The sequence below is a fragment of the Serratia silvae genome (assembly GCF_023282985.1).
GTDB lineage: Bacteria > Pseudomonadota > Gammaproteobacteria > Enterobacterales > Enterobacteriaceae > Chania > Chania silvae.
Window position 1 is genome coordinate 147347 of the sequence record NZ_JAGQDC010000001.1, and the last position, 20528, is coordinate 167874.

The 20528-nt window shown below is 55.6% G+C and carries 16 protein-coding genes; 9 read left to right on the forward strand and 7 right to left on the reverse strand.

Translation table 11 applies throughout. The features are described 5' to 3' along the window. The first annotated feature begins 37 nt into the window (after window positions 1-37). The 5 genes from KAJ71_RS00685 to deoD all read left to right on the forward strand — a co-directional run bounded on the left by KAJ71_RS00685 (window position 38) and on the right by deoD (window position 6212). Window positions 38-1315, forward strand: a complete 1278-nt coding sequence (locus tag KAJ71_RS00685; protein WP_021179219.1) for a NupC/NupG family nucleoside CNT transporter — start codon at window positions 38-40, stop codon at window positions 1313-1315. A 350-nt stretch (window positions 1316-1665) separates the two neighbouring features. Next, window positions 1666-2445, forward strand: a complete 780-nt coding sequence (deoC, locus tag KAJ71_RS00690; RefSeq protein ID WP_248943929.1) for a deoxyribose-phosphate aldolase — start codon at window positions 1666-1668, stop codon at window positions 2443-2445. Between the two features lie 229 nt (window positions 2446-2674). Then, on the forward strand, window positions 2675-3997 hold the full coding sequence (gene deoA, locus KAJ71_RS00695; RefSeq protein WP_248943930.1) for a thymidine phosphorylase: 1323 nt from the start codon (window positions 2675-2677) through the stop codon (window positions 3995-3997). Between the two features lie 194 nt (window positions 3998-4191). Beyond that, entirely contained in the window at window positions 4192-5415 is a 1224-nt protein-coding gene (gene deoB, locus KAJ71_RS00700) for a phosphopentomutase (RefSeq protein ID WP_248943931.1), read from the forward strand. 65 nt (window positions 5416-5480) lie between these two features. Further along, the gene (gene deoD, locus KAJ71_RS00705) at window positions 5481-6212 is read left to right on the forward strand and encodes a purine-nucleoside phosphorylase (protein ID WP_248943932.1); all 732 of its coding nucleotides are present in this window, start codon (window positions 5481-5483) and stop codon (window positions 6210-6212) included. Between the two features lie 157 nt (window positions 6213-6369). Here deoD and KAJ71_RS00710 read toward each other — a convergent pair whose 3' ends face one another. After that, window positions 6370-7056, reverse strand: a complete 687-nt coding sequence (locus KAJ71_RS00710; RefSeq protein WP_248943933.1) for a YtjB family periplasmic protein — start codon at window positions 7054-7056, stop codon at window positions 6370-6372. Window positions 7057-7241: 185 nt separating this feature from the next. On the opposite strand from KAJ71_RS00710, the gene serB reads away from it, so the two are divergent. The 3 genes from serB (at window position 7242) to nadR (ending at window position 11109) form a co-directional block, all read left to right on the forward strand. Continuing rightward, window positions 7242-8219, forward strand: a complete 978-nt coding sequence (gene serB, locus KAJ71_RS00715) for a phosphoserine phosphatase (protein ID WP_121608652.1) — start codon at window positions 7242-7244, stop codon at window positions 8217-8219. A 3-nt stretch (window positions 8220-8222) separates the two neighbouring features. Then, window positions 8223-9608 carry a DNA repair protein RadA gene (gene radA, locus KAJ71_RS00720; RefSeq protein ID WP_248943934.1) on the forward strand — a complete coding sequence of 462 codons (1386 nt, stop codon included), beginning with the start codon at window positions 8223-8225 and terminating at the stop codon, window positions 9606-9608. A gap of 250 nt (window positions 9609-9858) precedes the next feature. Further along, on the forward strand, window positions 9859-11109 hold the full coding sequence (gene nadR, locus KAJ71_RS00725; protein ID WP_248943935.1) for a multifunctional transcriptional regulator/nicotinamide-nucleotide adenylyltransferase/ribosylnicotinamide kinase NadR: 1251 nt from the start codon (window positions 9859-9861) through the stop codon (window positions 11107-11109). 116 nt (window positions 11110-11225) lie between these two features. Here nadR and KAJ71_RS00730 read toward each other — a convergent pair whose 3' ends face one another. Then, on the reverse strand, window positions 11226-12227 hold the full coding sequence (locus tag KAJ71_RS00730) for a zinc-binding alcohol dehydrogenase family protein (protein ID WP_248943936.1): 1002 nt from the start codon (window positions 12225-12227) through the stop codon (window positions 11226-11228). Between the two features lie 100 nt (window positions 12228-12327). On the opposite strand from KAJ71_RS00730, the gene KAJ71_RS00735 reads away from it, so the two are divergent. Continuing rightward, window positions 12328-13236 (forward strand): LysR family transcriptional regulator, encoded by a 909-nt coding sequence (locus KAJ71_RS00735; protein ID WP_248943937.1) that lies wholly within the window; start codon window positions 12328-12330, stop codon window positions 13234-13236. A gap of 49 nt (window positions 13237-13285) precedes the next feature. On the opposite strand, the gene ettA is transcribed toward KAJ71_RS00735, so the two are convergent. The 5 genes from ettA to KAJ71_RS00760 all read right to left on the reverse strand — a co-directional run bounded on the left by ettA (window position 13286) and on the right by KAJ71_RS00760 (window position 20486). Further along, window positions 13286-14953 (reverse strand): energy-dependent translational throttle protein EttA, encoded by a 1668-nt coding sequence (gene ettA / locus KAJ71_RS00740; RefSeq protein WP_248943938.1) that lies wholly within the window; start codon window positions 14951-14953, stop codon window positions 13286-13288. A gap of 142 nt (window positions 14954-15095) precedes the next feature. Beyond that, window positions 15096-15593, reverse strand: a complete 498-nt coding sequence (gene yfiB / locus KAJ71_RS00745) for an outer membrane lipoprotein YfiB (protein WP_248943939.1) — start codon at window positions 15591-15593, stop codon at window positions 15096-15098. Window positions 15594-15634: 41 nt separating this feature from the next. After that, on the reverse strand, window positions 15635-16882 hold the full coding sequence (gene dgcN / locus KAJ71_RS00750; RefSeq protein ID WP_248943940.1) for a diguanylate cyclase DgcN/YfiN: 1248 nt from the start codon (window positions 16880-16882) through the stop codon (window positions 15635-15637). Next, window positions 16879-17481: a regulatory sequestration protein YfiR gene (gene yfiR, locus KAJ71_RS00755; RefSeq protein ID WP_248943941.1), complete on the reverse strand. Its 603-nt coding sequence runs from the start codon at window positions 17479-17481 to the stop codon at window positions 16879-16881. The genes dgcN and yfiR overlap by 4 nt, the downstream gene beginning before the upstream one ends. Before the next feature lie 278 nt (window positions 17482-17759). Continuing rightward, window positions 17760-20486 (reverse strand): cation-transporting P-type ATPase, encoded by a 2727-nt coding sequence (locus KAJ71_RS00760; protein ID WP_248943942.1) that lies wholly within the window; start codon window positions 20484-20486, stop codon window positions 17760-17762. Window positions 20487-20528: the final 42 nt, after the last annotated feature.

Here is a 20528-nt window from a genome sequence, read left to right on the forward strand (position 1 = left end):
CGGGGGCATTTCTTCTTCGCAACAGGGACATACTCGTATGCAACTCTTCATGAGCCTGGTCGGTATGGTGGTCTTGATCGCCATTGCGGTGCTGCTTTCCAGCAACCGGCGCGCTATTAAACTGCGTACCGTACTCGGCGCGTTTATCATCCAGATTGGCATTGGTGCGCTGGTGCTCTATGTCCCTGTCGGGCGCCGTATTCTTGGTGGCATGTCGGAAGGGGTGGCAAACGTCATCGCTTACGGTAACGAGGGCATCTCTTTCATTTTCGGTGGCCTGGTCTCCGACAAAATGTTTGAAGTGTTCGGCGGTGGCGGCTTTGTGTTCGCACTGCGCGTGTTACCGGTGATTGTGTTCTTCTCCTCGCTGATTGCGGTGCTCTACTATCTGGGCATCATGCAGGTGGTGATCAAGCTCCTCGGCGGTGGTTTGCATAAATTGTTAGGTACCTCGCGTACCGAATCGCTGTCAGCCACGGCCAATATTTTTGTGGGCCAGACCGAAGCGCCGCTGGTGGTACGCCCTTATATCGCCACTATGACCCAGTCGGAGCTGTTTGCCGTGATGTGCGGTGGCCTGGCTTCGGTAGCCGGTTCCGTGCTGGCGGGCTATGCCCAGATGGGGGTGCCGTTGGAATATCTGATCGCCGCTTCCTTTATGGCCGCGCCGGGTGGGCTGTTGTTTGCCAAACTGATGGTGCCGGAAACCGAAAATACTCAAGACCGAGCCGATGCGATGAAGCTGATCGCCGAAGACGATCGCCCGGCCAACGTCATTGATGCCGCTGCCTCGGGTGCGGCATCTGGTATGCAACTGGCCTTGAATGTGGGGGCGATGCTGTTGGCATTTATCGCTCTGATCGCGCTGCTTAACGGTATTCTTGGCGGTATTGGTGGCTGGTTCGATTTCCCGCAGCTGTCACTAGAGCTGATCCTGGGCTGGGTGTTCTCGCCCATCGCCTTCCTGATCGGCGTGCCTTGGAGTGAAGCCATGGTGGCCGGTTCGTTTATCGGCCAGAAGGTGATCGTGAATGAATTCGTGGCTTACATGAACTTTGGTGCTTACCTGCGTCCAGATGACGTGGTAGCCGCTGAGGGGCTACAGGTGTTGTCACAGCACACCAAGGCGATCATCTCCTTTGCGCTGTGCGGGTTTGCCAACCTCTCTTCCGTGGCGATCCTGTTGGGCGGGCTGGGCAGTATGGCACCGGGCCGTCGTCACGATATTGCCCGTTTCGGTTTGAAAGCGGTGGCGGCCGGTACCTTATCCAACCTGATGAGTGCCACCATCGCCGGATTCTTCTTGGCGTTGTAAGCTATACTTGGCATCAAACCAGGCTCCAGCAGGGGCCTGGTTGCCCGCAAAGTGGGCATTTTCCTGATGACCGCCTTCTCTTTAGTGAATTTGTGAACAATATCGCGTTATTTTGTGATGATCTTCACATATAATTCAGTCCTGTTACAGTGCTATCGTGTGTAGTGTGAATCAGAACACAAATATGCCAGAGTGATCGTGTTCAAATAGCGATCGCTGGCTATTCGCAATCGAAGGGCTATGTGCGGTGAGAAGGATCTCAGTTGCTGGCGTGGGAAGACTGTCCCGCGCGCTATCTTCAAGGAACCAAGTCCGCTCGCCAACATCAGAATGCTCAGTTGGAGAGTTTTATGACCGAATTAACCGCAGCAGCGCAACGCGCGCTGAACCTGATGGATTTAACCACGCTGAACGAAGATGATACCGACGAGAAAGTGATCGCGTTGTGTCGTCAGGCGAACAGCCCGGCAGGCCATACTGCCGCCATCTGCATCTATCCGCGTTTTATCCCGATTGCCCGCAAAACGCTGCGTGAGCAGGGGACGCCAGATATCCGTATCGCCACCGTCACCAACTTCCCGCATGGCAATGATGATATCGACATCGCCGTGGCGGAAACCCGTGCGGCCATCGCCTACGGTGCCGATGAAGTTGACGTGGTATTCCCTTACCGTGCCCTGATGGCCGGTAACGAAAGCGTGGGCTTTGAACTGGTCAAACAGTGCAAGCAGGCCTGCGCCGCTGCCAACGTGCTGCTGAAAGTGATCATCGAAACCGGTGAGCTGAAGCAGGCGGAACTGATCCGTAAAGCATCCGAGATCTCCATCAAGGCCGGGGCTGATTTTATCAAGACCTCTACCGGTAAGGTACCGGTCAACGCCACGCTGGAAAGCGCAGAGCTGATGATGACCGTGATCCGTGATATGGGCGTAGGCAAAACCGTTGGCTTCAAGCCAGCTGGTGGCGTGCGTACCGCAGAAGATGCACAACAGTATCTGCAACTTGCCGAACGTCTGTTGGGGGAAGGCTGGGCCGATGCGCGCCACTTCCGCTTTGGCGCGTCAAGCCTGTTAGCCAGCCTGCTGACTACGCTGGGGCATAGCACCCAAGCCTCTGGCAACGGTTACTGATTTTCATACCCTTCGTCTTTCAAGCCGTAGCGTTGTTGGCTGCGAACGTAAACCCCAGTCACTTATGATGTATAAGCTCCTGGGGATTTACGTTCTTACCGCCTAGCTACAACTTGAAATCCATTGGGTATCTTGCGGCATACTGCTTTCTTTCGGGCGCGACAACGTTGATAACGTTTCCCGGTGGTATGTCGAGTCATCCAAATATCAGCTAAAACAGGGGGCCACTTTGTTCTTGGCACAAGAAATAATCCGTAAAAAACGTGACGGGCAACCGTTGAGCGAAGCCGAGATCCGCTTCTTCATTAATGGCATTCGTGACAACGTGGTGTCAGAAGGGCAGATTGCCGCGCTGGCGATGACCATCTATTTCCACGACATGACGATGCCAGAGCGTGTAGCTCTCACCATGGCAATGCGTGATTCCGGCACGGTGCTGGATTGGAAAAGCCTGTCGCTGAACGGCCCGATTGTGGATAAACACTCCACCGGCGGCGTGGGCGACGTGACTTCGCTGATGCTTGGCCCGATGGTGGCAGCCTGTGGCGGCTATGTGCCGATGATTTCAGGTCGTGGCCTGGGCCACACCGGTGGTACGCTGGACAAGCTGGAAGCGATCCCGGGTTTTGATATTTTCCCGGACGACAATGCGTTCCGTAAGATCATCAAAGACGTTGGCGTGGCGATTATCGGCCAGACCAGCTCACTGGCTCCGGCAGACAAGCGTTTCTACGCGACGCGCGACATCACGGCTACCGTCGACTCCATTCCGCTGATCACCGGCTCGATTCTGGCGAAGAAACTGGCCGAAGGGTTGGATGCGCTGGTTATGGACGTGAAAGTTGGCAGCGGTGCCTTTATGCCGACCTACCAGTTGTCCGACGACCTGGCGCAGGCGATCGTGGGTGTTGCCAACGGTGCCGGTTGCAAGACGACCGCGCTGCTGACCGATATGAACCAGGTGCTGGCTTCCAGCGCAGGTAATGCGGTCGAAGTACGTGAAGCGGTACGCTTCCTGACCGGGGAGTATCGCAATCCGCGTCTGCTGGAAGTGACCATGGCGCTGAGCGTGGAAATGTTGCTGTCTGGTGGTCTGGCCACCGACGACGCTGACGCGCGCGCCAAACTGCAGGCGGTGCTGGATAACGGTAAAGCGGCGGAGATCTTTGGCCGCATGGTGGCGGCGCAGAAAGGCCCAACCGATTTTATCGAGCGTTACGACAGCTATTTGCCAGCCGCGACGTTAACCAAGCCGGTTTATGCCGAAAAACCAGGTATCATTACTGCGATGGATACCCGTGCACTGGGTATGGCGGTGGTGTCACTGGGCGGTGGCCGCCGTCGCGCGACCGATAGCATCGATTACAGCGTGGGCCTGACCGATATGGCTCGTCTGGGCGACACTGTCGATACCCAGCGTCCGTTAGCAGTGATCCATGCCAACGACGAAGAGAGCTGGCAGCAGGCGGCAGATGCGGTACGCGGCGCGATGGTACTGGGCGACAAAGCGCCAGAAGTTACGCCGGTGGTCTACAAACGCATCTCTCAATAACATTTTTTAAACGTTCAATGGCAGTTTTGAATTTTGTGACTGTTTATACCCAATGGATTTCGAGCTACAGCTAGGCGGAAAGTGCGCTCACCCCAGGAGCTTACTTAAGTAAGTGACTGGGGTGAGCGCACGCAGCCAACAACGCTGTAGCTTGAAAGACGCAGGGTATCAGCGTGAATACGCAGGAGAGTATGATGAAACGTACGTTTATTATGGTATTAGACTCATTCGGCATTGGCGCGAGTGAAGATGCCAAAAGCTTTGGCGATGAAGGTTCCGATACGCTTGGCCATATTGCTGCTGCCTGTGCGCGCGGCGAAGCCAACGTGGGCCGTAGCGGCCCGCTGACTCTGCCAAACCTGAGCCGTCTGGGCCTGGGCAAAGCGGCGGAAGAATCCACCGGAAAGTTCCCGGAAGGCTTGGATAAAAACGCTGAAATCATCGGTGCTTACGGCCATGCCAGCGAGCTTTCCTCCGGTAAGGATACGCCATCAGGCCACTGGGAAATTGCTGGTGTGCCGGTATTGTTCGACTGGGGCTACTTCTCGGACGAACACAACAGCTTCCCGCAGGAACTGCTGGATAAGCTGGTGGCGCGTGCCAACCTGCCGGGCTATCTCGGTAACTGCCATTCATCCGGCACAGTGATCCTGGATCAACTGGGTGAAGAGCATATGAAAACCGGTAAGCCGATTTTCTACACCTCTGCGGACTCGGTGTTCCAGATTGCCTGTCATGAAGAGACTTTCGGCCTGGATCGCCTGTACGAGCTGTGTGAGATTGCTCGTGAAGAGTTGACCGAAGGTGGCTACAATATCGGTCGTGTGATTGCCCGTCCGTTCCTGGGTAATAAGCCTGGTGAATTCCAGCGTACCGGTAATCGTCACGATCTGGCCGTGGAACCCCCAGCTCCAACCGTGCTGAAAAAGCTGGTTGATGAGAAGGGTGGCGAAGTGGTTTCCATCGGTAAGATTGCCGATATCTATGCCAACGTGGGGATCACCCAGAAGGTGAAAGCTACCGGGATCGACGCCCTGTTCGATGCCACTTTGGTTGAGATGGAAAAAGCGGGTGACAACACCATCGTGTTCACCAACTTTGTTGATTTCGACTCTTCCTACGGCCACCGCCGTGACGTGGCTGGCTATGCTGCCGCGCTGGAATTATTTGACCGCCGCCTGCCAGAGCTGCTGAAGCTGGTGAAAGGGGATGACATCATCATCTTCACCGCTGACCACGGCTGTGACCCGACCTGGCCTGGCTCCGACCACACCCGTGAGCATATCCCGGTTCTGGTCTATGGCCCGAAAGTCAAACCAGGCTCGCTGGGGCATCGCGAAACCTTCGCCGACATTGGCCAGACCGTCGCCAGCTATTTTGGCGTGTCGCCGATGGATTACGGCAAATCCATGCTTTAATATCGCTTTTAATGACGCTGGCCTTCACGCCAGCGTCTTTTTTTCCATGAATTGGGGGATAGATTATGGCTACGCCACATATTAATGCTGAGATGGGTGATTTCGCTGACGTAGTGCTGATGCCGGGGGATCCGCTGCGGGCGAAATACATCGCAGAAACCTTCCTGGAAGGCGCGGTAGAAGTTAACAACGTGCGTGGCATGTTGGGTTTCACCGGTACCTACAAAGGCCGTAAAATCTCGGTGATGGGCCACGGCATGGGCATCCCATCCTGCTCTATCTATGCGCGTGAACTGATTGCCGAGTTCGGCGTGAAGAAAATCATCCGTGTCGGCTCTTGTGGCGCGGTGCGTGATGACGTCAAACTGCGTGATGTGGTGATCGGCATGGGGGCTTGTACCGATTCCCAGGTCAATCGTATGCGTTTCAAAGGCCACGACTACGCGGCCATTGCGGATTTTGACATGGTGCGTAATGCGGTAGACGCTGCGGCTGCGCAGGGCATCCCTGCACGCGTAGGTAACATCTTCTCCGCCGATCTGTTCTACACGCCAGATCCGGATATGTTCCAGGTGATGAAGAAGTACGGCATCCTGGGCGTAGAGATGGAAGCGGCAGGCATCTACGGCGTGGCCGCAGAGCTGTATGAAGAGTTTGGTTGCAAGGCGCTGACCATCTGCACCGTATCCGATCATATCCTGACTCATGAGCAGACCACCGCTGCCGAGCGTCAGACCACCTTTAACGAGATGATCGTTATCGCGCTGGAATCTGTCCTGCTGGGCGACAAAGCGTAATGACCTCAAGGGCGCAGCACGCTGCGCCCCATTTTATCTATTCGCCAATCTATTTATCAGCCGACTAGCTACGTTGCTAACCCATGGGTCATCTGAACGGGCGCAGCATGCAGCGCTCCTACGGCCGAACATGAAATTGTCACTTCTTGGAACACCATCAGCTTTTCTTTGTCTCTTCCTGCTCTGCCGGTTTCTCGTCATCACCATCGTCTACCGTGTTACCTTCTGCCAGTGGTGTGTTGGCGGTTAGCAGGTACGGCGACTGCTGCCAGCGGCTGCGGCGGCCTTGCAGCAGGGTGCGAGCCAGAATGATGCCGATGGCCAGCGCCAGCAGGATCATCAGGCGTAGCAGGTTGGTAGTGTTATCCACCTGTTTGGATTCGGTAGCCAGTACGTGGGTATCCAGCGTGACGCGGATAAAGCCCAATGGGCCATCTTTGCCCTGGATTGACTCGACAAGCTGGTGGTTGAAGTAGCTGCCCGCACGTTTGCCATCCATCGCCAGGCGATCGCGCACGCTAATCTGCTCGCCGGCATGGGCGATCTGGGTGCCGTTCAACTGGTAGACGCTGGCGTCCAGAATGCGGCTGTGATCGGTCAGTTGTGTGAGAATGCGCTCAACCTGCTGATTGTCTATGTCGCTGTCGTCATCCATCAGCGGAGTCAGGCTAAAAGCCACCTGCTTAGTCAAGGTTTGTGCCAATTCCTCGACCTGTTCCGATCGCGCCATTTGGTGGCTCAGGCTAAAATAGGAGGCACCTTGCATCAATAGCACCAGCAACGCCAGGCAAATCAGGATAATCGCGGTGCGATGCAGGCGGAATTTCAGTTTAGCTTTAGCCATTAGGCTTCCTTTAGGGCGGTCATCCGGGAGTCACTGTGCTGCACAGTGATGTACCAATGCCGCGAGCGCATGGATGCGCCAGAGCGGCCAACTCGAGATTCATAGGGTAATATGTTGCCAGAAGCAATGGCGATAGGATAGCTTGATGCGTCGTTTTATCATGCAGTGTTATTCAGGAGTTAAGGATGCCAAATAGTCTGACCTATTGCGATCTCCCCGCCGAGATCTCTCAATGGCCGGGGTTGCCTCTTTCGTTGAGCGGTGACGAAGTCATGCCGCTGGATTATCGGGCGGGCCACACCGGTTGGCTACTATATGGCAGAGAACTGGATAAAGAGCGTATTACTCAGTTCCAGCGCAAGCTGGGTGCCGCGATGGTGATCGTGACGGCCTGGGCGGTGGAAGATTATCAGGTGGTTCGCCTGGCGGGGACGCTGTCTGCGCGCGCCAAACTGTTGGCGAATGAAAGCGGGCTAGACGTTGCCCCACTGGGCAAAATCCCTAACCTGCGCAAGCCGGGTCTGTTGGTGATGGATATGGACTCGACGGCGATCCAGATTGAGTGCATCGACGAAATTGCCAAGTTGGCCGGGGTGGGCGAGCAGGTCAGTGAAGTGACCGAACGCGCGATGCGCGGCGAACTCGATTTCACCGCCAGCCTGCGCCAACGTGTGGGGACGCTGAAAGGTGCCGATGCCAATATCCTTAAGCAGGTGCGTGACGAACTGCCATTGATGCCTGGGTTGACCAGCCTGGTGCGTAAATTGCAGGCGCTGGACTGGCACGTTGCCATTGCCTCTGGCGGCTTTACCTATTATGCCGAGTACCTGCGTGACAAACTCAAGCTGGTGGCTGTGGCCGCCAATGAGCTGGAGATCCGCGACGGTAAGCTGACCGGCGAAGTGCTTGGGCCAATCGTAGATGCCCAATTCAAGGCCGATACTTTGGTGGCGCTGGCAGAGAAGCTCGGGATCCCGCCGCAGCAAACCGTGGCGATCGGTGACGGTGCCAACGATTTGAAAATGATGCAGGTAGCCGGGCTGGGCATTGCCTACCACGCGAAGCCTAAGGTGTATGAGAAGGCGCAGGTCTCGATCCGCCATGCCGACCTGCTGGGAGTGCTCTGTGTGCTCTGCGGTAGTTTGAAACACGATGTGAGGTAAGTTGTGGCAAAAGCAGTAAAACGGGCATTTGTCTGTAATGAATGTGGCGCTGACTATCCGCGCTGGCAGGGGCAATGCAGCGCCTGTCAGGCCTGGAACACCATTACTGAAGTGCGCCTGGCTGCGGCCTCCTCTTCTGCTGCCCGCAGCGAGCGCTTAAGCGGTTATGCGGGCGATGCTGGTATCAGCAAGGTGCAGAAGCTTTCGGACATTAGTCTGCAAGAGCTGCCGCGTTTCTCTACCGGCTTTGTTGAGTTTGACCGCGTACTGGGCGGCGGCGTGGTGCCGGGCAGTGCGATCCTGATCGGCGGCAACCCCGGCGCGGGGAAAAGTACGCTGCTGTTGCAGGTGCTGTGCAAGCTCGCAGAGCAGATGAAAACCTTGTACGTCACCGGTGAAGAGTCGCTGCAACAGGTCGCGATGCGTGCTCATCGTCTTGGATTACCTACCGGCGGCCTGAATATGTTGTCTGAAACCAGCATCGAGCAAATCTGCCTGATCGCCGAGCAGGAGCAGCCGCGGTTGATGGTGATCGACTCGATCCAGGTCATGCATATGGCGGATATCCAGTCATCGCCAGGCAGCGTGGCGCAGGTGCGCGAAACGGCGGCCTATCTCACCCGCTTCGCCAAAACGCGCGGCGTGGCTATCGTGATGGTTGGCCACGTCACCAAAGATGGCTCATTGGCAGGGCCGAAAGTGCTCGAACACTGTATCGACTGTTCCGTGTTGCTGGATGGCGATGCCGATTCCCGTTTCCGTACGCTGCGCAGCCACAAAAACCGTTTTGGTGCTGTCAATGAGCTGGGCGTGTTTGCCATGACCGAGCAGGGGCTGCGTGAGGTAAGTAACCCTTCCGCCATCTTCCTCAGCAGGGGTGATGAAGTGACCTCTGGCAGTTCGGTAATGGTGGTCTGGGAGGGTACCCGGCCGCTGCTGGTTGAGATCCAGGCGCTGGTGGATCACTCGATGATGTCTAACCCACGCCGCGTTGCCGTGGGCCTGGAGCAAAACCGTTTGGCAATCCTACTGGCGGTGCTGCATCGTCATGGTGGCTTGCAGATGTCCGACCAAGACGTTTTTGTCAACGTGGTGGGCGGCGTCAAGGTTAGCGAAACCAGTGCCGATCTGGCATTGTTGCTGGCGTTGGTCTCCAGCCTGCGCGACCGCCCATTACCCAACGATCTGGTGGTGTTTGGCGAAGTGGGGCTGGCAGGGGAGATCCGCCCGGTGCCTAGCGGCCAGGAGCGGATTTCTGAAGCGGCCAAACACGGTTTCAAACGAGCGATTGTGCCACACGCCAACGTGCCGAAGAAACCACCGGCCAATATGCAGGTGTTCGGCGTCAAGAAGCTGGCGGATGCGTTAAGTATTTTAGATGAGCTTTAAGTGAGCCGGTAACCGTTTCCTGTTTAGTATATTATACCCAATAGCTTTCATGTCGCAGCTAGGCGACAAGCTTGTCCATCCCCTGGAGCTTACTTTAGTAAGTGACAGGGGTGACAAATCTGTCAGGAACAGATTTGAACGCTGTGCACAGTGGCCCCGAAGGGGTGAGGCCCATGGACGGGCCGAGTAACTAAGTGCAGTCAACAACGCTGCGGCTTGAAAGATGAAGGGGATATAAATGGGAGGGGTTATGCGGCAGTTCGATTATCTTAAAGCAGCGATTAAGCAGCAGGGATGTACCTTACAGCAGGTAGCTGATGCCAGTAGCATGACCAAAGGCTACCTCAGCCAGCTGTTAAACGACAAAATCAAAAGCCCGAGCGCGCAGAAGCTGGAAGCCTTGCACCGTTTCCTCGGGCTTGAATTTCCACGTCGTGAGAAGAAAGTCGGCGTGGTGTTTGGTAAATTTTACCCGCTACATACCGGCCATATCTATCTGATCCAGCGCGCCTGTAGCCAGGTAGACGAGCTACATGTGATCCTGTGCCACGATGAGCCGCGCGATCTGTTGCTGTTCGAAAACAGCTCGATGTCACAGCAGCCAACGGTCAGCGATCGTTTGCGCTGGCTGTTACAGACCTTTAAGTACCAGAAAAATATCCATATTCACTCTTTCGACGAAAAGGGCATCGAGCCTTACCCGCACGGCTGGGACGTGTGGAGCAACGGCGTGAAGTGCTTTATGGAGCAAAAGGGCATCATCCCGAGCTATATCTATTCCAGTGAAGAACTGGACGCCCCCCGTTACCGCGAACATTTAGGGATTGAAACTATCCTGGTGGATCCGGAACGTTCCTTTATGAATATCAGCGGCAGCCAGATCCGCCAGGATCCGTTCCGCTATTGGGACTACATTCCTACCGAGGTGAAGCCGTTCTTTGTGCGCACGGTGGCGATCCTGGGCGGTGAGTCCAGCGGCAAGTCAACGTTGGTCAACAAGCTGGCGAACATCTTCAACACCACCAGCGCTTGGGAATATGGCCGTGACTACGTGTTCTCCCACCTGGGCGGTGACGAGATGGCGTTGCAGTATTCCGATTATGACAAGATCGCGCTTGGGCAGGCTCAGTACGTGGATTTTGCGGTGAAATACGCCAATAAAGTGGCCTTTGTCGACACCGACTTTGTCACCACGCAGGCGTTCTGTAAAAAGTATGAAGGGCGGGAACATCCGTTCGTTCAGGCGTTGATCGACGAATATCGTTTCGATCTGGTGATCTTGCTGGAAAATAACACCCCGTGGGTGGCCGATGGCTTGCGCAGTTTGGGTAGCCCGGTCGATCGCAAGGCGTTTCAGTATTTGTTGGAAGAGATGCTGCACGCCAATAACATCGAATATGCGCATGTAGAGTCGAGTGACTACGAGGAGCGCTTCTTGCGCTGTGTTGAGCTGGTGCAGCAACTGCTAGCGGCGGATGCCAGCCGCTTGGTGAAATTTTAGGCTGGTAAATGTCGGTGTAGTTGCGATGTGGTGCCCCCTCACCCAAAGGGGACATCGATTCAGTATCATGTACATAGCAATTCATTACTACCTGATAAATCGACTTTTCCACTAACTTAGTAAGTTATCACCAGCTTGCCCTGCATATGCCCATCCAACAGTTTGGCGTGCGCGGCGGTCAACGTGTCCACCGTCAGCCCCTGTAGCGTTTCGCTCAACGTGGTGGTCAGCTTGCCTGCATCGAGCAACTGCGCTACTTGCTTGAGGATCTCCCCCTGCTGGGCAATATCCGGCGTGGTGAACATGCTGCGGGTGAACATGAATTCCCAATGCAGCGCCGCGCTTTTCAGCTTCAAGGCATTTTGATCCAGCGGTTGGCTGTTCTCAACGATGGTGCAGATATGGCCGAGTGGGGCGATCAGATCGCCGATAGCTTTCCAGTGGCCATCGGTATCGTTCAGGCACAGGATATAATCCACGCTCTCAATCCCTTCCTTAGCCAGGTTGCCTTTCAGATCGCGGTAATCGACCACCAGCTCAGCACCCCGTTCACGGCACCAGGCGGCGGATTCGGGGCGAGAGGCCGTAGCGATGACTTTCACCTTGCTACGCTGTGCTGCCAGGGGGATCGCCAGCGAGCCCACGCCACCAGCACCGCCAATGATCAACAGCGTCTTACCGGCGTCTGCATGCTGAATATTCAGGTGTTCAAACAAGGCTTCCCAGGCGGTGAGTGCGGTCAGCGGCATCGCAGCGGCCTGCGCCCAGTCCAGGCTGGCAGGTTTATGCGCCACGATACGTGAGTCAATCAGCTGATGGGTGCTGTTGCTGCCCGGGCGGGTAATATCCCCGGCATACCACACCTCATCTCCGGGTTTGAACCCGCTAACGCTGCTGCCCACTTCGAGCACCACGCCGCTGGCATCCCAGCCGAGAATACGTGGCTGCTGCAAACCATTCTTTTGCAGGCCTGCATGAACCTTGGTATCGACCGGGTTGACGGAAACGGCTTTCACTTCCACCCACAGATCGTATTGACCCGGTACAGGTTTTTCTGGGGAAATCTCGATAAAACCGGCTGGATTTTTCGGATCGACGGCAATGGCTTTAATTAACATAACTGTGCTCCTTCGCATGAATAGCCCCAGTGTAGACCCTGAGGAGTAGAGTGATAAGATGGACAATAACTAACTAAGTGTTCGTCTGAGGTGAACAATTATGTTCAAGCAGTTGCAGGATATGGCGCTGTTTGCGCTGGTGGCGGAGTGCGGCAGTTTTACTGCGGCGGCCAAACGGGCCGGGCTGCCTAAATCCAGCGTCAGCCAGCGTGTCAGCCAGTTGGAGTTGAAGCTTGGCCTGCGTTTGCTCAACCGCACCACCCGGCAGTTAAATTTGACCTTTGCCGGTGAGCGCTATCTTGAACACTGCCAGGAGATGCTCTCTGCTGCCGAACGGGCAGATCTGGCCTTGCAGCGCTTACGCGATAACCCCAGCGGCCGTTTACGTATCTCCACGCCTGCCGGGCTGGGGGCGACGTTGCTTCCGCGTCTGGCGGTGGATTTTCAGCGCCAGTACCCGGATGTTTCGTTGGAAGTGTCAGTGTCGGATGCGATGGTGGATATGGTGCAGGAGGGCTTTGATGCGGCATTGCGTACCGGCAGACCGCAGGATTCCTCATTGATTGGCCGCCGTCTGGGGCATGCTCCCCGTTACTTGCTGGCTGCGCCGGAGTATCTGGCCCAGCACCCGCCTTTGCTGCATCCACAGCAGTTGCAGCAGCATCTTTGCATCTCTCACCGCGCTTGGCCCGCCTGGATATTGCGCCGTGGTGAAGAGTATTACCGTTGGCAACTGCCGCTGCGACATACCACTGATAATCTGTTATATGCGCGCGAATGTGCCATTTTGGGGGCGGGTATTACACTGCTGCCCGCGTTTCTCAGCCGCGAAGTGGTCGCGCAAAAGCAATTGGTGGAAGTGTTGCCGCAGTGGCAGGCCGAAGGTAATGAACTGTATCTGGTTTACCCGAGCCGCAAGCTTAATTCCCCGGCGCTGGCCTGTTTTATCGATGTCGTGATCCAGCATCCGGTCTTTGTGGACTATGCGCAGGCGCTGGATTGGGGATAACAAAAAGCCCGCAAATGCGGGCTTGAAAGCAGAGATAGCCAACCTGATGTTATTTGGTGACTTTCTTGTACTTGATACGGCGAGGTTCCAGCGCATCGGCACCCAGAGTACGTTTTTTGTACTCTTCGTATTCGGTAAAGTTGCCTTCGAAGAACTCCACCTTGCCTTCATCCTGATAGTCCAGAATGTGGGTGGCAATACGGTCGAGGAACCAACGGTCGTGCGAGATCACCATCGCACAGCCCGGGAACTCCAGCAGGGCGTTTTCTAACGCGCGCAGGGTTTCGATATCCAGGTCGTTGGTTGGTTCGTCGAGCAGCAGTACGTTACCGCCAACCTGCAGCAGCTTGGCCAGATGCAGACGGCCACGCTCACCACCGGACAGCTCGCCCACGCGTTTGCCCTGATCGACGCCCTTGAAGTTAAAGCGGCCAACGTAGGCACGGCTTGGCATTTCGGTATTGCCCACCCGCATGATGTCCTGACCGCCGGAAACTTCTTCCCACACGGTTTTGGCGTTATCCATGCTGTCGCGGAACTGATCGACCGAAGCCAGCTTGACGGTATCACCCAGCACGATGCTGCCGGAATCAGGCTGTTCCTGGCCGGACATCATACGGAACAGCGTGGATTTACCCGCGCCGTTCGGGCCGATGATGCCAACGATAGCCCCCTTAGGTACCGCGAAGGTGAGATCTTCGATCAGCAGGCGGTCGCCGTAGGATTTACGCAGATTGTTAACTTCAACCACTTTATCGCCCAAGCGGGTGCCTGGTGGGATAAACAGTTCGTTGGTTTCGTTACGCTTCTGGTATTCAGTGCTGTTAAGTTCTTCAAAGCGTGCCAGACGGGCTTTGCCCTTGGACTGACGGCCTTTGGCACCCTGACGTACCCACTCCAGCTCTTTCTCGATCGACTTGCGGCGAGCGGCTTCGGTTGAGGCTTCTTGCGCCAGACGAGCGTCTTTCTGCTCCAGCCAGGAAGAGTAGTTACCTTCCCACGGAATACCTTCGCCACGGTCCAGCTCCAGGATCCAGCCAGCCACGTTATCGAGGAAGTAACGGTCGTGGGTGATCGCCACCACGGTGCCTTCGAAGTCGTGCAGGAAGCGTTCCAGCCAAGCCACGGATTCAGCATCCAGGTGGTTGGTCGGTTCGTCCAGCAGCAGCATGTCTGGCTTTTCCAGCAGCAGGCGGCACAGCGCTACGCGGCGGCGCTCACCACCGGACAGGTTGGCGATTTTTGCATCCCACTCCGGCAGGCGCAGTGCATCGGCGGCACGCTCCAACTGGGTGTTGAGGTTGTGACCATCGTGAGCCTGAATGATCTCTTCCAGACGGCCCTGTTCAGCGGCCAGCTTGTCGAAGTCGGCCCCTTCTTCAGCGTACAGTGCGTACACTTCATCAAGGCGTTTGAGGGCACCGACCACTTCTGCCATCGCTTCTTCAACCGATTCGCGAACGCTGTGCTCCATATTGAGCTGCGGTTCCTGCGGCAGATAGCCGATCTTGATGCCCGGTTGCGGGCGAGCCTCCCCTTCGATATCGGTATCAATACCGGCCATAATGCGCAGCAGGGTAGACTTACCGGAACCATTCAGGCCCAGTACGCCAATTTTGGCCCCAGGGAAGAAACTCAGGGAAATGTTTTTCAGAATATGACGCTTCGGCGGAACTACTTTGCCGACGCGGTGCATGGTATAGACGTATTGAGCCACGTTGCTCCGAGCCTCTCTATCAGTTTTTATAGGATGTCTGGCGGCCTGAGTGTAGCCCGTTTCAGCACCGGTTCCCAGAACCTCTATGATGATCGTCAAGTATAACCGCTAATGCTCACCATTAGGTGAACTTTGCTGTTTCTTAAGGGGTGACGACAATCGCCACGCGACGGTTTTCAACACGCCCGCTGGAGGTGGCGTTACTCGCTACCGGTTGGCGTTTACCCATCCCGCGGGTTTCTATATTGGCACGCGGAATGCCGATACCGGCCAGCACGTCGGCCACTGCGTTGGCGCGGCGCAGGGAAAGTTGATCGTTATAGCTATCTTCGCCGTAGTTATCGGTGTGGCCGTCCAGGCGGAATTGCACGATGTTTACGCTCTTCAGCGCTTCGCCCATCTTCTCGACGATCTCGGTACTTTGAGGGTTCAATTTACCGACGTTGTTATCGAACAACACCTTGTCGGAAAAGCCAAATTCCCAACCGTTATCGGTCAGTTTGAACCCTTGCGCCTGCAGTAAGGCGATCTGTTCCGCCGTCAGCCCCTGTGGTTTGCTCTGGCAGCCTGCCAGCGTGAGTAAGGTGATAAACACTAATGCCAGTAGGGAAAAAGACCGTTTAAAATTTTGCTGTAACATTGATTTTTCTCTTTTTGGTTGTTTGAGGCTCGGTGCTGGCGCTATTTGCGCATCGCTAACCGCCAACCTCCGTGGGACAGGTGTTTTGCCCGGTACATTGCGTCATCCGCTTCGTGTAATAGTTCCTGAGTGTTAGAGGCATGTTCAGGGTAAAACGCGATGCCGATACTCAGTGCGGCGATCACTCTTTCCTTGTTGGGTAACACAATGGGTTGTTGCATACACTCGATGATGATGTCGGCAATCGGCAACACATCGTTGGTGTCTTTGAGCGGTGCCAGCAGGATGGCGAATTCATCGCCCCCCATCCGGGCGACCAGATCGTGCTTGCGCAACCTGCTGCGTAGGCGCTCTGCGATGGTAATCAATACGGTATCTCCGGCCGCATGACCATGGTTATCGTTCACCTCCTTGAAACGATTGCCGTCGATAAACAGTACCGCCAGCTTTTCATCGGGTTCTAGCTCTGCCAGCGCACGGCCCAACTGAGCTTCAAAGAAGGCTCGGTTTGGCAACCCGGTCAGGCTGTCGTGGGTGGCTTGGTGAGTTAATGCGTCATTCTCTTGTTGCAGGTGCTCTTGCCAGGCTTCGATTTCATCCAGCAGGCCGTTAAAATCACAGCTCAGTTCGTGCAATTCGGCAATCGGTGCTGAAGGCACCCGCAGTTCGAAAGTCCTATCGCGACGTACCGTATGGGCAACGTTGGTGATATCGTCCAGTGAGGTCACGATCCCTCTGAGCATTCTGCGGGAAAGCACCAGGGCGCACAACGTACTGAGCATCAGGCAGGCAAGCATGCCCAGCATGCCGCGTAGCAAGAATGTCAGCAGGCTGCTGCCGTTGCCGGTCAACCAGACCAGGCCGATCTGTTTGCCTTCATGGGCGATGGGCAAAACCACCGCTTCCGGCAAGACCCACCGGGCCACCAACTGTTCCAACCCATGCAATGGGTTATCCGTTGGGTGACTCCAACTGGCCAAGGCGACCCCCTGCATATCCAGGATCTTGGCCTCCGACACTTCTTCGTTGGACGCGATCAGGAGCAACGCCTCGCGAGCGGCGGGGCGGTCCTCAAACACCACTGCGGCTTCAGCGGTATAGCTGATCGAGCGGGCGATCAGATGCAGGTTATGGTTGGCATAGGCACGCAGGGCAAACAGCGCCAGCAACGTCAGGAAGATCCCTGCGGTGCCGACGGCGATCAGTGCCAGCCCCAGGTTCATCCGTTGCAGCACTTGGCCCAGCGTAGGGCGAGATGTGGTCGAACCTTTGTGACTGAACAGTTTCATTGCGGCGGCCCCTTTTTACGCGCCAACTGCAGCACGTTAGGGTGAACACGCACGCCACTGCGCGCCAGTGAGTCCAGATTCACTTTAAAACCCGCCTGATCGTTGCTGATTTGCAAACAAAAGGCACTGCCAACAGCACATTCCATATCCTTTTCGCTGATGCTGAGGATCGAGTGACCCGAGATCCGGTGGAAGAAATCTTGTTTCTGAGCGGCATTAACGTCGCCCAAATACACCACATCACAGCTAGTTGCCAACTGCGGGTTATCTATCTCGATCCGCAGGGTTTTGATTGGCCGCGGTGCAGTCAGCAATATCGGGTCGAACAGACCTTCGGCATACTGGACAGGCGCAGTCACGCACAAGTGGATCGGATCAGGTTTGGTGGGCCAGCGAGCATAGCTGATAATTCCCACCACCACGGTGGTGACGGTATGAATGCGTTTTTGGTAGGGATCTTGCGTATCAGCCCCGGCCAAGTTTGGAAACGTCAACATAGACAGCAGCAGGATCGGTAACATGCGACGTGATTGGATCGGGTTGTCACATGAACCCAGCGTCCTGATAGCCAACCATCTGGCCTTTATCGACATTTTCATCCGCCATTCCTGCCTACGGCCGGCTTGGTGGCACGGCAGTCTGATACTAAATAATTGAGCCTAGTCGAAAAGGGTAAAAGCTTTACCATGTACAATCAATCACACTACCTAAAAAGCATAACCTGAACGTCTTGGGTGCGGATTGTAGTATAAGAGCCGTTTGTTGTGCGCTTTACGCTCGGTTTTATAAGAGTTTTCCTAGGTGTTTTTGACGTTATAAAACGCCCGGCAGAGTTTGCCAGGCGTTTTAGTGAAAATTGCGTGTCCCTGAGTACCTATTATAGCGTTTTTCGGCTCGCTTTGATGCGGTTAATCACCCATTTTTCTACTTCCACAATCAGGAATAGCGCAATGGCAATCATCAGCGTCACGCCCCAATAGAACAGCGGCAGCGGCGCGGTGCCAAACAGTGAGTTCATAAACGGCAGATAGATGATGGCCATCTGCAGCAGTAACAGTACGCCACTCACCAACCACAGGCCCTTATTCAGGAACAGTTGGCGGTTGAGCGGGAAGCGGTCTGCGGTGCGGCAGTTGAACATATAAACCCACTGTGCGGTGACCAGGGTTTGCAGCAGTACGGTGCGGATCAGTTCGCTGCTGTAGCCGCGTGGTGCCATCCAGGCTTCCAGTGCGAAGGCGCTGATGGCTATCAGCACGCCGACGAAGCCTATGCGCCAGATAGCATGCAGATCCAACACGTTGCTGCCCGGTACCCTTGGTTTTCGGTGCATCAGCCCTTTTTCGGCGGGCTCATAGGCCAGTCCGAAGGACAGAGTGGTGGAGGTAGCCATGTTCATCCACAGGATCTGGATGGGCGTCAGCGGCAGCATGGCACCGGCCAGAATGGCGATGATGATCAGCAGGCCCTGTGCCAGGTTGGTCGGCAGGACGAACAGGATGGTTTTCTTCAGGTTGTCGTAAACGCGACGGCCTTCTTTTACCGCGCTGGCGATGGTGGCGAAGTTATCGTCGGTCAGCACCATGTCAGCGGCTTCTTTAGTGACCTCGGTGCCTTTGATCCCCATGGCGATACCTACGTCAGCCTGTTTCAACGCTGGCGCATCGTTGACGCCGTCGCCGGTCATCCCCACCACGCCGCCTTTATCCTGCAGCGCTTTTACCAGACGCAGCTTATGTTCCGGGCTGGTGCGGGCAAAGATATCGTAACGCACGGCGGCTTCAGCTAACGCTTGGTCATCCATATGTTCCAGTTGGGAGCCGGTGATGGAATCCTGGCTGTTACCAATACCCAGCATGGCACCGATGGCCATGGCCGTTTTCTGGTGGTCGCCGGTGATCATCTTCACACGGATCCCCGCTTGCTGGCATTCGGCGATGGCGGCGACCGCTTCAGGACGCGGTGGGTCCATTACGCCAGCGATACCGATAAACACCATCTGCTGGCGGATATCGCCGTGATCCAGTTCCACTTCGCCGTCTGGCGTGGTTTTACTGGCGGCGGCGACCATACGTAAACCTTGCTCGGCAAAGCGCGACATCTCTGCTTCCCAGTAGCCGCGGCGGAAGGGCTTAATGCCAGAATCGGTCAGTTCGAATTCGCACAGTGAGAACAGCACGTCTGGCGCACCGGTAAGGAACACCTGATTCTTGCCCGCTACCTGGCTACGTACCGCCATATATTTGTAACTGGAGTCGAACGGGATTTTAGCCAGCTGGCGAGCTTCACCTATCTCTAATCCGGCCTTCATCGCCAACACTTTCAGTGCGCCTTCCGTCGGGCTGCCAGTGATCGCCCAGCGGCCACTGTCATCCTGCTTTACCTGGCTGTCGTTACACAAGGTGATCGCGGTAATGAACTGCGCTAGCGGCGGGATATCTTGAACTTGCGCGGGTTTGTTGCTGTCGGCAAAGAAAATGCCGCCAACCGGTTCATAGCTTTCCCCTTCAACACGGAAGGCATGGTCGGCCATGATGACGTTTTTCGCTGTCATTTCGTTCATGGTCAGCGTGCCGGTCTTATCCGAGCAGATCACCGTCATCGAGCCCAAGGTTTCTACCGTAGGCAGCTTGCGGATAATCGCGCGGTTACGTGCCATCGACTGCACGCCCAGGGACAGGATAATCGAAATAATGGCGGGTAGACCTTCGGGCACCGAGGCTACCGCCAGGCTGATCAGCGCCACCAGCAGCTCACCGAGCGGCATATCACGCATCGTGAAGGCAAACACGAACAGCAACACCATCATTACCAGGATCAGGATGAAGATGTTTTTACCCAGACGGTCCATCTGTTGCAGTAACGGGGTGCGCTGGGTTTTAACGGTTGAGATCATCTCGCTGATGTGACCGAGTTCGGTATAACCGCCGGTCGCGATAACCACGCCCTTGGCATTCCCGGCGCTGATGGTGGTACCGGAGAACAACAGGTTGGTGCGATCGCCAATCATCACTTCATCAGGGATGGCGTCGGTTTGTTTCGAGACTACGGTAGATTCGCCGGTCAAGATGGCCTCTTCAACCTGTAGGTTGTGAGATTCCAATAACCGCAGGTCGGCGGGGATTTTATCTCCAGGGCGCAATAACACGATATCTCCCGGGACCAAATCTTCCGCATTCACGGTGTGGTTAATTCCGTCACGCACCACAATGGCCTGGCTTGAAAGCATATTCTTAATGCCTTTCAGCGATTTCTCTGCGCTGTTTTCCTGCACAAAACCGATAAGTGCATTGATCACGGCAACGCCGAGAATAACTACAGTATCGATCCAATGCCCCATAATGCCTTTGAGGAAGGCGGCGGCCAGCAAAATATAAATAAGCACATCGTTAAAGTGGGCAATAAAGCGCATAAAGGCGCTTTTGCCTGCCTGCTCCGGCAGGGCGTTGGGGCCAAACTTCTTCAGCCGCTCGGCGGCGTCCTGTTCGCTCAGGCCTTGGGGCTGGCCGTTCAAATGCTGAAGCGTTTGTTCAATATCATATTGATACCAGGCTTTTTCCGGCTTGGGCGGCTCTTGGTATTCAGTGGGGGAATGTTTTGGCATTGAGTGCCTCTCCTTAAAGTCGCTCGAATCTAAGTCCCCATC